Here is a 14,313-nt window from a genome sequence, read left to right as displayed (position 1 = left end):
TCATTTCCGGTGGCCTGCGCGTTCCTTCTGCATACCCTTATACAAAGGCATCCGAGCCCGCCGATGGCGAAAGAAGAACTCCTCGAAATGCGCGGACAGGTGGTGGAACTCCTGCCCAACGCGATGTTCCGCGTCCGCCTCGAAAACGACCACGAAATCCTCGGCCACACCGCCGGCAAGATGCGCAAGAACCGCATCCGCGTGCTGGTGGGCGACGAAGTGCTGGTCGAACTCACCCCTTACGACCTGACCAAGGGCCGCATCACCTACCGCTTCATGCCCGGTCGCGGCGGTCCCGGCGGCTTCTGATGGCGGGCGAGGTTTCGCCCGCATCCCCTTCTCCCGAACTGGTTCTCGCTAGCGCCAGCCCGCGCCGGCTGGAACTGCTCCGGCGCATCGGCATCACGCCCGCGCGCGTCGTCGCCACCGACATCGACGAGTCCCCGCTCAAGGGCGAGCGCCCCCGCGCCCATGCCGCGCGGCTTGCTGCTGAAAAGGCGCGCGCTGCCGCAGCCATCGCCCCGGATTGCGTTATCCTTGCCGGAGACACCGTCGTCGGCGCAGGCGCACGCATCCTGCCCAAGGCCGAGGACGAGGCCACTGCCCGCCAGTGCCTCGCCCTGCTCTCGGGCCGACGCCACCGCGTGTTTTCGGCGATCGCCGTGATCACGCCCGACGGCAGGCTGCGGGAAGCCCTGTCCGAGACGATCGTGCGCTTCAAGCGCCTGTCGGGCGAGGAAGTGGAAAGCTACATCGCCGGTGGCGAATGGCACGGCAAGGCCGGCGGCTATGCCATCCAGGGCAGCGCCGAAGGTTTCTGCGACTGGCTTTCCGGCAGCCATTCCGGCGTGATCGGCCTGCCCCTGTTCGAAACCCGCAAGTTGCTGCGCGCGGCGGGCCTCGATGTCCGCTGACTGGCTGCACGAGGCCGGGATCGGCGAGGAACGCGCCATCCTCGTCTCCGGCGGCCGCATTCTTTCGGCCCGCGTCTGCTGGGGGGAAAGCTTGCGCCCCGGACTTGTCGCGCAGGCCCGTCTCGTCAAACGCCATCCTGGCAGCAGGCGGGGCGTCGTGCGCTTCGAGGACGGTGCCGAGGCGCTGATCGACCAGCTTCCGCGCGAGGCGACCGAAGGCGTGACGCTTACCGTCCGCGTCACCCGCGCCGCGATTGCCGAGCGCGGTCGCACCAAGCTTCCTGTCGTCCGCTCAGCCCCCGGCGAGGCGCCCCGCCCGGCCCCAACCTTGCGCGAAGAGCTCGAAGAGACCGGCGCATCGGTCAAGACCGCGGCCATCACCGGCCGCGCCTTTACCGACAACGGCTGGGACGAGCTGGTCGAGCAGGCGATCACCGGCGAAGTCTCCTTCGCAGGCGGCTCCATCATCGTCAGCCCCACCCCGGCCATGACCCTGATCGACGTTGATGGCGCACTCCCGCCGCTCAAGCTCGCGCTCGCCGCCGTCGATGAAATTGCCGATGCGCTGCACCGGCTCGACATCGGCGGCTCGGTCGGCATCGATTTCCCGACATTGCACGAGAAGAAGGACCGCCAGCACGTCGACAAGGCGCTGGGCGATGCGCTGATCGACTGGCAGGGCGAGCGCACGGCGATGAACGGCTTCGGCTTCGTCCACCTCGTCTCGAGGCTCGAGCGGGCCTCGCTGGTGGCACGATACGCACGCTATCCCGCAAGTGCTGCGGCGCGGGCCTTGTTGCGCCAGGCCGAACGCGTGACCGAGCCGGGCGCCCTGCTGCTCGCCGCTCATCCGCGCGTGCTCGACGCGATCCAGCCCGAATGGGAAGCCGAGCTTGCCCGCCGCAGCGGCCGCACCGTGCGCCGCAAGGCCGATCCCGCGCTTGCCCTTTCCGGCGGCTTTGCCCAAGGCGTGCCGCTATGACGACACCCGCCCCCCGGCCCACCCAGAAGCGCTGCCCGATCTGCGGAAAGCCCCGCAGCGAGGCCCACAGCCCGTTCTGCTCGACCCGCTGCAAGGACCGCGATCTCGTGCAGTGGCTGGAAGGTGGCTACGCCCTTCCGGGCCGTCCGGCGGACGAGGATCCCGAAGACTGAAAGCGTCCGGAATCCGGGAATCAGACCGCGCACGAGGCCCAATAAGTCTCGCTTCCATCCGCCGGTAGAAAGCGCGCATCAACTCTCCCCTCCCGCAAGCAGGAGGGAGCGTTTCAGTTCTCCCCTCCCGCAGGCGGTAGGGGCTGGGGGTGGGCATCCAGCCGCAAAGTTTACAACCACAACAATCGCCAAAATTTTCGCGCGATGGGGCTTGCCAACCTCGCCCCGCTTCGCCATAGGCGCGCTTCCCATCGAGCCAAGTCCTTTTCAGGACGCGGCAAAGGACGATGCCCGGGTAGCTCAGTTGGTAGAGCAGCGGATTGAAAATCCGCGTGTCGGCGGTTCGAATCCGTCCCCGGGCACCATTTTCACACCTTCTCCACATCTCGCTTGATCGCGCTCGCGATCTGTCTGACTGTCGCTGGCTTGAGGCTCTCTCGCTGGTGGGCCGGGAGGAAGCGATGCGGGTCTGCGTGGCCGGGGGGACGGGGACTATCGGGCGCGCGGTGGTTCGCGAATTGGCCCGGCACGGGCATGAGGTCAGTTGTCTGTCGCGGCGACCGGACGACGGTTTGTCAACTGATGCACGGATCCTGCTGGCGGATCTCTCCGACAAGAAGGCCTTGGGGCGCATTTTTGACGAAGGCCGCTTCGACGCTGTCATCTCGTGCATCGCCTCGCGCACCGGCGTGCCGGACGATGCCTGGGCGGTGGATCATCGTGCCAATCTGAACCTGCTTGATGCCGCCCAAGGCGCAGGCGTCGGGCATTTCGTGCTGCTCTCGGCGATCTGCGTTCAGAAACCCCTGCTGGCGTTCCAGCATGCCAAGCTGGCCTTCGAGGCAGAGCTGGCCGCATCGGGGCTGCGCCATTCCATCGTCAGGCCGACCGCCTTCTTCAAGTCGCTGTCCGGGCAGATCGAGCGGGTAAAGGCGGGGAAGCCTTTCCTGGTGTTCGGCGACGGCACGCTGACCGCCTGCAAGCCGGTCAGCGACGGCGATCTTGCCGCCTACATCGTCGATTGCCTCACGCATGAACACCGCTGGAACCGCATTCTGCCCATTGGCGGCCCCGGCCCGGCCCTGACCCCGCGTGCGCAGGGCGAGGCGCTGTTTGCGCTGCTGGGCAAGGCGCCGCGCTTCCGCTCCGTGCCGCTGGGGCTGCTCGATGCGATTGCCGGAGTGCTGGCGCTGGCGGGCAAGGTCGTGCCGGGCCTTGCAACCAAGGCGGAACTGGCGCGGATCGGGCGATACTATGCCAGCGAATCGATGCTGGTGCTCGATCCGGCGACGGGACGGTATGACGCGGATGCGACGCCTTCGACCGGCAGCGAGACGCTGACCGATCACTACCGTGCCGTGCTCGAAGGCCGCGCCAGCGTGGATCGCAGCGATCATGCGGTGTTCTGACTTTCTGCTGGAAACGATCATATTTGATTGCTATTGATCGTTTATTGAAATGACTGCGGGAGAGCGCGGGTGCCGTCGGGCGCTAGAATCGTCATCGATCTCGGCAAGACGCTGAGCAAGGTCAGCCTGTGGGATGCGGGCGGGACCATGCTCGACCGTCGGGTGCGCCCGAACGTGCCGCTGGAAGTGGCGGGCGTGCGGCGGCTCGATGCCGAGGCGACGGGCCGGTGGCTGCTCGAGATGCTGACGGAATTCGCGCATGCTCCGGTGGATACGATCGTGCCGGTCGGCCATGGTGCGGGCGTGGTGGCGCTGGTCGATGGCGCGATGGCGTTTCCGCCGTTCGACTACGAGCAGGCGCTGCCGCAGGAGACGATGGCCGAGTACCGGGCGCAGCGCGACGTGTTTGCGCTGACCGGCTCGCCCGCCCTGCCCGATGGCCTCAACTTCGGCAGCCAGTTGTGGTGGATGGAGCGGCTTGCGCCCGAAGCCATGGCCCGCGCCACGCTGCTGCCCTGGGCGCAGTACTGGGCGTGGTTCCTCACCGGCAATGCGGTGAGCGAGGTGACCAGCCTGGGGTGCCATTCCGACTTGTGGTGTCCGCAAGAAGCCGATTTCTCGCCCATGGCCAAGCGTCTGGGCTGGGCCGAGCGCTTCGCGCCGCTCGCCCGCGCGGGAGACGCAGTGGGTACGCTGTTGCCGGAGATCGCCGCGCAGACCGGGCTTTCGCCCGAGGTCAAAGTGCTGGCAGGCCTGCACGATTCCAATGCCGCACTGCTGGCTGCGCGGGGCTTTGCCGAGATTGCCGACAACGAGGCGACGGTGCTTTCCACCGGCACCTGGTTCATCGGCATGAGATTGCCCGCGACCCCGGTCGATACCGCGAGCCTGCCCGAGGCGCGCGACTGCCTTGTCAACGTCGACGTCCACGGCCGCGCGGTGCCCTCGGCCCGCTTCATGGGCGGGCGCGAGATCGAGACGCTGATCGAGATCGACACGCGCCGGGTGGACATCAAGCCCGATCAGCCCGCCCTGCTCGCCGCCGTCCCGGAAGTGCTGGCAAGGCAGCGCATGATCCTGCCGACGCTGATGCGCGGCTTCGGGCCTTATCCGCACGGGCGCTTCGACTGGCTGAACCGGCCCGAGGACTGGTACGAGCGCCGCGCCGCCGCGTGCATCTATGCCGCGCTGGTGGCGGACACGTCGCTTAACCTGATCGGCTCGTCCGAGCGCCTGCTGGTCGAGGGGCGCTTTGCCGAGGCGGAAGTGTTCGTGCGCGCGCTGGCTGCGCTGCGTCCGGACACCGCGGTCTACACCGCCAATGCCCACAACGATGTGTCGTTCGGGGCACTCCGCCTGATCGATCCGACGCTCACCCCGCGCGGGGAACTGGTGCGGGTCGAACCGCTCGATGGCGATCTCGACACCTACCGCAACCGCTGGCACGCCGAGATCGACGCCGCGACGAAGAGAACCGCCGCATGATTGCCGCCTCCATCCCCGACTTCCGCGAACTCGCCCGGCGCCGCCTGCCGCACTTCCTGTTCGAATACATCGACGGCGGCTCCTACAGCGAGACGACGCTCAAGCGGAACGTCGAGGACCTGCGCGACATCGCCCTGCGCCAGCGCGTGCTGCGCGATGTTTCGGGACTGGACCTCTCGACCGAGCTGTTCGGCCAGAAGCTGAAACTGCCGGTTGCCCTCGCCCCGATCGGCCTTGCCGGGATGAACGCGCGGCGCGGCGAATGCCAGGCGGTGCGCGCGGCCGAGACTGCGGGCATTCCGTTCACGCTCTCGACCGTATCGGCCTGCTCGCTCTCCGAAGTCGCCAAGGCCGCGAGCAAGCCGTTCTGGTTCCAGCTCTACATGACCCGCGACCGCGGCTTCATGCGCGAATTGCTGCAGGAAGCGGTGGAGCTGAACTGCTCGACGCTGGTGTTCACGGTGGACATGCCGGTGCCGGGCAGCCGCTATCGCGATTACCACTCAGGGCTGGCCGGAGCCTCGGGCATGAAGGGCGCGATCCGCCGCACGCTGCAAGGCGCGATGAAGCCGGCTTGGGCATGGGACGTGGGCGTGATGGGCCGCCCGCACGGCCTCGGCAACGTCATCCGCAAGCTTGAGGGCAAGACCGGGATCGAGGACTTCTTCGCGTGGATGCGCGAGAACTTCGACAGCTCGATCTCGTGGAAGGACCTCGACTTCATCCGCTCGGAGTGGAAGGGGCCGCTGGTCATCAAGGGCCTGCTCGATGCCGAGGACGCGGTGGAAGCGGCCAATCTTGGCGCGGACGGCATCGTCGTTTCAAACCACGGCGGTCGCCAGCTCGATGGCGTGCCTTCCACCGCCCGCGCCCTGCCCGCCATTGCCGATGCCGTGGGCGACCGGATCACCGTGCTGGCCGATGGCGGCGTGCGCTCGGGCCTCGATGTCGTGCGCCTGCTCGCCTTGGGTGCCAAGGGCGTGCTGCTCGGCCGGGCCTGGGTCTTCGCGCTTGCCGCGCAAGGGCAGCAGGGCGTCGAGCACATGCTCCGCCTCATCGAGGCCGAAATGCGCGTCGCCATGACGCTGACCGGCGTGAAGAACATCAGCGAGATCGACCGCTCGATACTCGTGAAGCCATAACGAAAAGGGACAGGAACCGATGGGCGCGAACCCGCTGCTGGGCGTTATCTTTCACTGGATCGGAGGCTTCTCCTCGGCCAGCTTCTATGTGCCGTACAAGCGGATCAAGCTGTGGTCGTGGGAAGTGTTCTGGCTGGCGGGCGGCCTGTTCTCATGGTTGATCGCGCCCTGGCTGTTCGCCTCGATCCAGACGAAGGACCTCCTCGGCGTCCTTTCCGCCACCCCGCGCGAGACGCTGATGTGGTGCTGGTTCTGGGGCGCGATGTGGGGCTTTGGCGGCCTGACCTTCGGCCTGACCATGCGCTACCTTGGCCTCTCGCTCGGCATGGCGGTGGCGCTGGGCCTGACCACCGTGATCGGCACGATGGGGCCGCCGATCTTTGATGGCACCCTCGGCCAGATCGCCGCGACCACCAGCGGCAAACTGACCCTGCTAGGCATCCTGATCACGCTGGCCGGCATCATCGTCGTCGCCCGCGCCGGCAATGCCAAGGAAGCCGACCTTGGCGGCGAGGCTTCCGAAGGCGTGGCCGAGTTCAACTTGCGCAAGGGTCTGCTGATCGCGACCTTCTCGGGCGTGATGTCCGGCTGCTTTGCCTGGGGCCTTGCCGCAGGCCAGCCGATCCGCGACCTGACGCTGGCAGCGGGCACCGATCCGCTCAGCCAGGGCCTGCCGGTCCTGTGCGTGGTCCTTGCAGGAGGCCTCACCACCAATGCGCTGTGGTGCGCCTACCTGATCGCCAGGAACCGCAGCTTCGGCCAGTTCTTCGGCGCGGCTTCGGCAGAAGCGCAGCCCGGTGAGGGCCCCAACCTGCTGGCCAACTGGCTGCTCGCCGCGCTGGGCGGCACGCTGTGGTACGGCCAGTTCTTCTTCTACACCATGGGCGAGAGCCAGATGGGCGAGTACGGCTTCTCCTCGTGGACCCTGCACATGGCCTCGATCATCCTGTTCTCGACGCTGTGGGGCTTCGCGCTCAGGGAATGGAAGGGCGCTTCCCCTCGCACCCGCGCGCTGGTGTGGACCGGGATCGGCCTGCTGGTCGGCTCGACCATCGTGATCGGCGCTGGCAACATGCTGCAGGCGAGTGCATAAGCGCCACAATTAGGGACGGTGGGGCGCAATGCACGCGGCAGAACGGGAAAGACGCATCTTCGAGGCGCTGCGGCCGACGGGCTTCGTCAGCTATCGCGATCTCGAGGTGCTGCTCGATGCCTCACCGGCCACGATCCGGCGTGACCTGACGCGGCTGGAGGAATCCGGCCAGATCGTCCGCGTCCACGGCGGGGCCAAGCTGCCCGAAGGCGACGACGCCAGCGGCCCGCGCCTGATGGGCACGCCGTTCGACCAGAACATCACCCAGAACCTCGGCGCCAAGCAGGCCATCGGCAAGGCGGCGGCAGCGCTGTGCCAGCCGGGCGAAGGGGTGATGATCGATGGCGGCACCACCACGCTGCAGATGTGCCCGCACCTTGATGGGCTCGGCCTTCAGGTGCTGACCAACTCGCTGCACATCGTCAACGCGCTGCTGCCGCAGGCGGGCACGCGCATCCTCCTGCCATCGGGCGCGGTGTTCCGCGAACAGAACATCATCCTTGCGCCTGCTGGCGAGGAATCGATGCCCCGCTTCCACGCCCCGCGCCTGTTCATGGGTGCGGCGGCCATCGGACCGCAAGGCGTGATGCAGGCCGACCCGGTGCTGGTCGCCGCCGAACGCCGCCTGATCGACCGGGCCGAGGAGGTGATCCTGCTCGTCGACAGCAGCAAGTTCAGCACCCAGTCCGGCACTATCGTCTGCGGGCTGGACGAGATCGACACGGTGATAACCGACAGCGGCATTGCGCCGGACATGGCCGCTGCCTTGCAGGATGCGGGCGTCAAGCTGGTTGTTGCCTAGGCGTTACTTCGCCTGCCCGCGCATCTCCAGATAGGCCGCATCGCGCGCCTCCGGCGACAGCGTCAGCAGATAGCGGCTTGCCTCCCTGAAGGTCAGGAACGGCTGGCCATCGACCACGATCGGCACGGTCCGACCGTTGTAGATCCGCCGCAGCAGCCGTCGTTGCGGCCGCGTCAGCGCGGATTCGGCTTCGACAGTTTCCGCTTCTGGCGCAGTTTCCGTTTCCGGGTCCGTTTCAATATCCATTTCAGGGCCTATAGGCAGAGCCTTCATGCCTGCCAATTCAATCAGGCCAAGGAGACAGCATGAGCGGCACATTCACCACCGAAGAACTTGGCGAGCACTTTGCCCACTGCATCCAGGTGCTGGGCGGAACGACTGCGGCCAGCCGCCGCCTCGGCATCGACGAACGCGCGATCCGGCGCTTCGTTACGGGCGAAAAGCCCATTTCCGAACGGCTGATGCAGGACACCGCGACCGCCCTGCGCGCGCTGATCGAGGAAGCTTCCGCTGCCGAAGCCCGCATCACTTCGTCGATTGGCGGCTGAGCTTCAGCGCAGGTAGCGCTGCACCAGCCGCTCTGCCGCCGCGTTGACGTCGGCCCAGGCCTGCTCGAAATCGTCCTCGTCGCCATAATAGGGATCGATCACCGCCGTGCCCTTGCGGCCGGGCACGAGGTCCATCAGCAGGCCGACTTCGGCGATGTGGCGTGAAGGCTCGATGCGGCGCAGGTCCTTGAGGTTCTGCTGATCAAGCGCGAAGATATGGCCGAAGCGGTGGAAGTCTTCCGTGACCACTTGCCGCGCTCGATAGCTCGAGATGTCGAGACCGTGGCGGCGCGCGGTTTCCTGCGCGCGCGGATCGGGCGGGCGGCCGACGTGCCAGTCGCCGGTTCCGGCAGAATCGATGGTCATTGCCACCCCTGCAGCCACGGATTGCGCGCGCAAGGCCGCCTCGGCGAGAGGCGAGCGGCAGATGTTTCCAAGGCAGACGAACAGTATTGACGGTTGGCTCACGGGATCACGGTACCTCGCTGGCTGGGTCTCCCCATGCCAATCAGGAACGGATCCTCTCCCTGACGCGCAGTGAACATGTTACGTGACGCAATGTCCAGCCATTTCAGAGCGATCTGCACTTGCCCGATCGCCCCGCCCAGCGTCTCGCCGGGGCCAAGCAGCACGACACGGTCGGGCGCGAATTCGCGAATGCCCACGGTCATCGCGGCGGTGAAATCGTAAGGTTGCAGGATCTGGTGGCCGAAGGTGTAGTCCCACAGCGCCTCGCGGTTGCTCTCGAACCGCCGCCACACCTTGCCCCGCCCGTCGATCAGGGGAACCTGCGGCTGGCCGAACCATTCCACCGGGAACTGCGCCCGCGCCGCATCGCTGCTTGGCTGCATCAGCGGGGTGTGGAACGGCCCATGCCCTGCCAACCGCAGCGGCGGGCGCGAAAGCCTCGGCAAGTCCTTCTCGAAGGCATCGAGCGCGGAGACCGGCCCCGCCACCACCAGCATCCCGCCCAGCCGGATCGACAGCAGCACCCCATGGCGCGCCATTGCCGCTTCCACTTCGGCCAACAGCGCGGGATCGACTGTCCAGTCCTCCCCCGCCAGCACCAGCACGGACTGGCCACCCGGCTCGTGGCGTTGCGAATTGATCCCCATGCCGTCGGCAATGGCAAAGCCATGCTCGGGCGAAACCGCCCCGGCGCAGGCAAGCGCGGTGTACCAGCCCATCGAATTGCCGGTGACGCCCACGATCTCGAACCGCTCGCGGTCGATCCTGAGGAAATCGAGGTAGGCACAGGCATGGATCAAGGGCGCCGCATTGTCGCCCCGCAAGTGCGCAGGCGTGAACTTTGCCGCCCCATCCAACGCCGACAAGGTCTCCTTGCCCGCCTCGCCCCGCATCGCATCGAACCGCGCCAGCCATTCGGACCCGGCGTGATGCTGCTTGAGATACCCCAACTCCGGAGCATTGTAGGTGCCGCGTCCGGGGCAGACGACAAGGACGGTCTCCTTAGCCACGCACCATCTCCAGCACCTTGGCGACGATGCCGTCGCGGCTGGGCAGGGTATGAGTGGCAGCGCGGGCTAGCGGGATGAAACTGTCTGTCGCCGCCATGCGCGCAATCGCCTTGTCAGGCGCGCGTTCGGCCAGCAGCGCCATCAGCGCCTCGTTCTGCCCGCCCGTGATCCTGCATTCGTCGACGACGAGCACGCGCGAACAGGGGGCAACCGCCTCGATCACCGCATCGTCATTGACCGGCCCCAGCCAGCGCAGGTCAATCACCCGCACGCCAACGCCCTGCTTCGCCAGCAGCTTCTGCGCCTGCAGCGAGAGGTAGTAGCCATTGCCGTAAGTCACGATCGCAAGATCGGTCCCGCCACCGGCAACGCCAATCTCGCCGAATGCGATCTCCCCCGTCCCCGGCGGTTGGTAGAGGCTCGCCCACAGGCCATCCCCCGCCTCGTGCAAGTCCCGCGTCATGTAGAGCGCAATCGGCTCCACGAAGACCACTACGCGCTGTTCCTCATGCGCCAGCCGCACGCATTCGCGCAGCATCGCCACGGCGTCGCGGCCAGAGGATGGCACCGCGAGCACGACGCCCGGAATGTCGCGGAAGACGGCGAGCGAATTGTCGTTGTGGAAGTGCCCGCCGAAGCCCTTCTGGTAGGGCAGACCGGCAATCCGCACGACCATCGGGTTGGTGTACTGCCCGTTCGAGAAGAACGACAGCGTCGCCGCCTCGCCCCGGATCTGGTCCTCGGCATTGTGGACATAGGCGAGGAACTGGATCTCGGGCATCGGCAGCAACCCGTTGTGCGCCGCCCCGATGGCCAGCCCCAGGATCGCCTGCTCATCCAGCAAGGTATTGATCACTCGCGCCGATCCGAACCGCGCATGCAGCTTCTGCGTCGCGGCATAGACCCCGCCCTTCGGCCCCACGTCCTCGCCGCAGACGATGGCGTTGGGATATTGCAGCAGCAGGTCGGCCATAGCCCAGCTGATCAGCTTGGCCATGTGCTGCGGCTTGTCCATCGCTGTGGCATCGTCGGCAAACAGCGCGGCGCGGTCCTGAGCCGAGGCCAACGGTCTTGCAACGCCCTCGCGCTTTGGCGGCACGATGCTCGCCATTACCGCCGCCGCATCGGGCAACTTGGGCCGCCTGATCGCCAGCTCCACCTGCCGCTCCAGCGTCGCCTCGATCTCGTCATAGACGCCGCGCACTTCGGCCGCCGACATCACGCCTTCCTCGATCAGCAGCGCCGCGCTTGCCAGCAGCGGGTCACGTTCCTCCTCGGCGCGGATCTCCTCCTTGGTGCGATAGGCGAGCTGAACGTCGTTCCCGGCATGGCCATAGAGCCGCACCGTCTTCATGTGCAGGAACACCGGCTTCCTCTGCCGCCGCGCCATCTGTTCCGCCTCGCGCGCGGCGCGCATCGTGTCGACCAGGTCCGAGCCGTCACAGGCGATGTAGTGCAGCCCTGCGCGCCCCGAGAAGTTCGCCTCGATCCAGCCCGGGGGCGTGCGGGTGGAAATGCCGATGCCGTTGTCCTCGCACAGGAACACGATCGGCATCGGCGTGCCCTGAAAGGCCGCCCAGCACGCCGTGTTGATCGCCCCCAGCGCGGTCGAGTGGTTGGCGCTGGCATCGCCGAAGCTGCACAGCACCACGCCGTCCCTCGACAATGCGGTGTCCTCGAACCCCATCCGCCGCGCGATGCCGATGGAGAACGCCGCCCCCACCGCCTTGGGCAGGTGGCTGGCGATGGTCGAGGTCTGCGGCGGAATGAACAGGCGCTTCGATCCCAGCACCTTGTGCCGCCCGCCCGAGATCGGGTCCTCGGCGCTGGCAGCAAAGCTCAACAGCATGTCCCACGCCGGATTCTCTCCCGGCACGCGGTGCGCGCGATGGATCTGGAACGCCGCATCGCGATAGTGCAGGAACGCCATGTCGTCGACGCGCAGCACTTCGGCCAGCACCGCATTGCCCTCGTGGCCGGAGGAGCCGATCGTATAGAACCCCTCGCCCCGCGCCTGCAGCTTGCGGCTCATCCGGTCGAGCTGGCGCGACAAAGCCTGCGAACGGAACAGCGCCGTCGCCCGCTCCGGCGTCAGCCCGACGTCCTTCAGCCCAAGGTTCGAGCGCCTGCGCGCCGTGCCGTTTTCCAGTGCATCAAGGAACTGCCGGTGGACCTGCTCGGCGGCATCAAGCGACATTGCGGATGGTTTCCCTCGTAACGAACCCGCGTGATAGCCGCAGGCCTAGCGCAAGTCCACGACCTCCACCGCCGGCAAGGCCACCGCCCCCGGCTGCTCCGCCCAGTGCCGCGCATTGAGCACCCCGCCATCGGCCCGCAAATCCGCCACCCGCGCAGTATCCACCTCGCCAAAGACCCACTGCGCCGCGCCCTCGACGCCCAGCGCCACAACACCGTCCTCCGGCATTCCGCGATCCGGCGGGCCATAGACCCCCGCCGCCCCCCGGTTCTCGTCCACCGCCGGAGACCACGCCGCATCCCCCACGGTCGGCGAATGCACCGCATAGCACTGCCCCTCCAGCGCCCGAGCCTGCGCCCCGATCCGCACGCGCCAGTAACCGTGCAGCGTATCGGTGCACGAAGGCACCAGCAGCACCTCCGCCCCCGCCTCCACGCAGGCCCGCGCCAGCAGTGGAAACTCGCTGTCATAGCAGATCGAAACCGCCAGCCGCCCCAGCGCCGTATCGAACACCCGCAGCGAGGCTCCGGGCGCAATGTCCCACTCCTCCCGTTCGAACCGGGTCATCACCAGCTTGTCCTGCACCGAGGCCTTGCCATTGGGCGCAAACAGCCGCGCGGCATTCCGAAACCGCCCGTCGGCATCCTTGCGCGGTGCCGAAGCTGCCAGAATGTGCATCCCCGTCCGCGCCGCCAGTTGGCCATGAAGCGCATCGACGCGCGGCAGCAGCGCCGAAACCGTTTCGATCGACCCGGCCAGATCGCCCATCGTTTCAGGATCGAGGCTGGCCAGCTCCATCGCCCCATACTCGGGGAATACCGCCAGCGAGGCCCCCGCCGCCGCAGCCTCTTCCACCCACCGCGTCAGCTTGGCCGCATAGGCTTCCCAGCTTTCCAGCCGGTCGATCGGATACTGCGCAGCAGCGACGGTGAAGCTTACCATCGGCGCATCCAGTACTGCATCACGTTCACCTTCTCGGCCTCGTCGCCGTGCTCCTTCCACGCCAGTTTCGTGGTCAGCCCCGGCACCACCGCATAGCCTCGCTTGGTCCAGAACGCATCGAGCGGGGTGTAACCTTCGGGCCGCGCCGGATGATCGTCCGCCCGCACCACCGCCGCAAAGCACGCCGCATTAGCCCCGCAAGCCTTCGCCTGCGCCTCGCGCTGATCGAAGAAGGCATGCCCGATCCCGGCCCCGCGATAGTCCGGCAGCAGCACGCTCTCGCCAAAGTAGAACAGCCGCGCCGTATCGATCCCCCGCGCCTCGAAGGGTCTGCGAAACTCCGCCTTCTGGTGCATCATCGGTGCCGCCGTAGCCGCGCCGACGATCCGGGCGCCATCGAATGCCGCCACCAGCACGGCATCGGGCGCAGCGGCATACTCGGCAAGATACTCCGCCTCATAGGCCGCATCGCCATCGTAGAGATAGGGATAGGCCGCAAAGACGGCGATCCTCAAGGCGGCCAGATCATCGAGCGCCGCCGCGATTTCGCTTCCGGTCAGAGGCCTGACCTCGATCCCCATCAGCCAACCACCTGCTTCGTCCAGTCGGCCAGATTGTAGTACATCGTCAGCCGCGCGATCTTGCCGCCCTCGATGGCGAGGAACGCGCCGGCTGGCAGCACGTAAGTCTGCCCGTTCGCCTCGGGCAGGCCTTCGTCGGTCGCAAGGTACGCCCCATGCACCACGAACTCCGCCGAAGCGCGCGTGCCATCCTCGCTGGCCATCAGCACGATATCTTCCAGCCGCTCCTTGTAGCAGCGCTCCATGTGGCCGAGGAAGTCCGCGAAGGCCGCCTTGCCCACCACGCGCTCGCCCTGGTTGATGTCGTGCGCCACATCGTCGCTCAGGCACTCGAGCATGCCCTTCCAGTCACCGGCATTGAACGCGGCGTAGTAGCGGGCAAGCAGGGCAATCGCATCGGTTCTGGCGGCAGGGCTGGTCATAAGCAGTATCTCCTCTGCCCGCAGCCTAGCGCCGCCTGCCGCGCCATTCCAGCGCCCCGCCCTGCAAGGCTCCGTTGCACAGGCGCATCCAATTGCACTTTGGCGCATGTTGGCTTATGGGCGGCAAGAACGCCCCGGCGCTTGC

The 14,313-nt window shown here is 67.1% G+C and carries 17 protein-coding genes and 1 tRNA gene; 11 read left to right on the top strand and 7 right to left on the bottom strand.

All coding sequences use genetic code 11. The features are described 5' to 3' along the window. Nucleotides 1–63 precede the first annotated feature (63 nt). The 10 genes from infA to I2488_RS06520 all read left to right on the top strand — a co-directional run bounded on the left by infA (nucleotide 64) and on the right by I2488_RS06520 (nucleotide 8,000). The gene (gene infA, locus I2488_RS06565; RefSeq protein WP_039338683.1) at nucleotides 64–309 is read left to right on the top strand and encodes a translation initiation factor IF-1; all 246 of its coding nucleotides are present in this window, start codon (nucleotides 64–66) and stop codon (nucleotides 307–309) included. After that, entirely contained in the window at nucleotides 309–914 is a 606-nt protein-coding gene (locus I2488_RS06560; RefSeq protein WP_196274988.1) for a Maf family protein, read from the top strand. Before infA ends, I2488_RS06560 begins: the two co-directional genes overlap by 1 nt. Then, nucleotides 904–1,896, top strand: a complete 993-nt coding sequence (locus tag I2488_RS06555; protein ID WP_196274987.1) for a ribonuclease E/G — start codon at nucleotides 904–906, stop codon at nucleotides 1,894–1,896. Before I2488_RS06560 ends, I2488_RS06555 begins: the two co-directional genes overlap by 11 nt. Continuing rightward, the gene (gene yacG / locus I2488_RS06550) at nucleotides 1,893–2,069 is read left to right on the top strand and encodes a DNA gyrase inhibitor YacG (RefSeq protein WP_196274986.1); all 177 of its coding nucleotides are present in this window, start codon (nucleotides 1,893–1,895) and stop codon (nucleotides 2,067–2,069) included. The genes I2488_RS06555 and yacG overlap by 4 nt, the downstream gene beginning before the upstream one ends. A gap of 289 nt (nucleotides 2,070–2,358) precedes the next feature. Next, a tRNA-Phe gene (locus I2488_RS06545) sits at nucleotides 2,359–2,434 on the top strand. A gap of 96 nt (nucleotides 2,435–2,530) precedes the next feature. Further along, nucleotides 2,531–3,478, top strand: a complete 948-nt coding sequence (locus I2488_RS06540; RefSeq protein WP_196275084.1) for an NAD(P)H-binding protein — start codon at nucleotides 2,531–2,533, stop codon at nucleotides 3,476–3,478. A gap of 69 nt (nucleotides 3,479–3,547) precedes the next feature. Further along, entirely contained in the window at nucleotides 3,548–4,963 is a 1,416-nt protein-coding gene (locus tag I2488_RS06535) for an FGGY family carbohydrate kinase (protein ID WP_196274985.1), read from the top strand. Beyond that, entirely contained in the window at nucleotides 4,960–6,105 is a 1,146-nt protein-coding gene (gene lldD / locus I2488_RS06530) for an FMN-dependent L-lactate dehydrogenase LldD (RefSeq protein ID WP_196274984.1), read from the top strand. The genes I2488_RS06535 and lldD overlap by 4 nt, the downstream gene beginning before the upstream one ends. Nucleotides 6,106–6,124: 19 nt before the next feature. Then, nucleotides 6,125–7,198, top strand: coding sequence for an L-rhamnose/proton symporter RhaT (gene rhaT, locus I2488_RS06525; protein WP_196274983.1), 1,074 nt, complete (start codon nucleotides 6,125–6,127; stop codon nucleotides 7,196–7,198). Nucleotides 7,199–7,226: 28 nt separating this feature from the next. Further along, entirely contained in the window at nucleotides 7,227–8,000 is a 774-nt protein-coding gene (locus tag I2488_RS06520; protein ID WP_196274982.1) for a DeoR/GlpR family DNA-binding transcription regulator, read from the top strand. Between the two features lie 3 nt (nucleotides 8,001–8,003). On the opposite strand, the gene I2488_RS06515 is transcribed toward I2488_RS06520, so the two are convergent. Further along, on the bottom strand, nucleotides 8,004–8,273 hold the full coding sequence (locus tag I2488_RS06515) for a hypothetical protein (protein WP_246465519.1): 270 nt from the start codon (nucleotides 8,271–8,273) through the stop codon (nucleotides 8,004–8,006). A 32-nt stretch (nucleotides 8,274–8,305) separates the two neighbouring features. Between I2488_RS06515 and I2488_RS06510 the strand changes: the two genes are divergently transcribed. Next, nucleotides 8,306–8,548: a helix-turn-helix domain-containing protein gene (locus I2488_RS06510; RefSeq protein WP_196274981.1), complete on the top strand. Its 243-nt coding sequence runs from the start codon at nucleotides 8,306–8,308 to the stop codon at nucleotides 8,546–8,548. A 3-nt stretch (nucleotides 8,549–8,551) separates the two neighbouring features. Here the strand turns inward: I2488_RS06510 and I2488_RS06505 are convergent, their stop codons facing one another. From I2488_RS06505 to I2488_RS06480, 6 genes are read right to left on the bottom strand one after another with little or no spacing between them, the layout of a single operon-like run. Continuing rightward, a complete protein-coding gene (locus I2488_RS06505) occupies nucleotides 8,552–9,016 on the bottom strand; it encodes an arsenate reductase/protein-tyrosine-phosphatase family protein (protein ID WP_196274980.1) in 465 nt (154 codons plus the stop codon). Further along, nucleotides 9,013–10,026, bottom strand: coding sequence for an ACP S-malonyltransferase (locus I2488_RS06500; RefSeq protein ID WP_196274979.1), 1,014 nt, complete (start codon nucleotides 10,024–10,026; stop codon nucleotides 9,013–9,015). Before I2488_RS06500 ends, I2488_RS06505 begins: the two co-directional genes overlap by 4 nt. Then, nucleotides 10,019–12,223 carry a dehydrogenase E1 component subunit alpha/beta gene (locus I2488_RS06495; RefSeq protein ID WP_196274978.1) on the bottom strand — a complete coding sequence of 735 codons (2,205 nt, stop codon included), beginning with the start codon at nucleotides 12,221–12,223 and terminating at the stop codon, nucleotides 10,019–10,021. Before I2488_RS06495 ends, I2488_RS06500 begins: the two co-directional genes overlap by 8 nt. 45 nt (nucleotides 12,224–12,268) lie before the next feature. After that, nucleotides 12,269–13,165 carry a carbon-nitrogen hydrolase family protein gene (locus I2488_RS06490; protein ID WP_196274977.1) on the bottom strand — a complete coding sequence of 299 codons (897 nt, stop codon included), beginning with the start codon at nucleotides 13,163–13,165 and terminating at the stop codon, nucleotides 12,269–12,271. Then, nucleotides 13,159–13,746, bottom strand: coding sequence for a GNAT family N-acetyltransferase (locus I2488_RS06485; RefSeq protein WP_196274976.1), 588 nt, complete (start codon nucleotides 13,744–13,746; stop codon nucleotides 13,159–13,161). The genes I2488_RS06490 and I2488_RS06485 overlap by 7 nt, the downstream gene beginning before the upstream one ends. After that, a complete protein-coding gene (locus I2488_RS06480; protein ID WP_196274975.1) occupies nucleotides 13,746–14,168 on the bottom strand; it encodes a ketosteroid isomerase-related protein in 423 nt (140 codons plus the stop codon). The genes I2488_RS06485 and I2488_RS06480 overlap by 1 nt, the downstream gene beginning before the upstream one ends. Between the last annotated feature and the right edge of the window lie 145 nt (nucleotides 14,169–14,313).

Source organism: Novosphingobium jiangmenense (assembly GCF_015694345.1).
In the GTDB taxonomy this organism is placed as follows: domain Bacteria; phylum Pseudomonadota; class Alphaproteobacteria; order Sphingomonadales; family Sphingomonadaceae; genus Novosphingobium; species Novosphingobium jiangmenense.
This window is presented reverse-complemented; position numbering and strand designations above follow the sequence as displayed.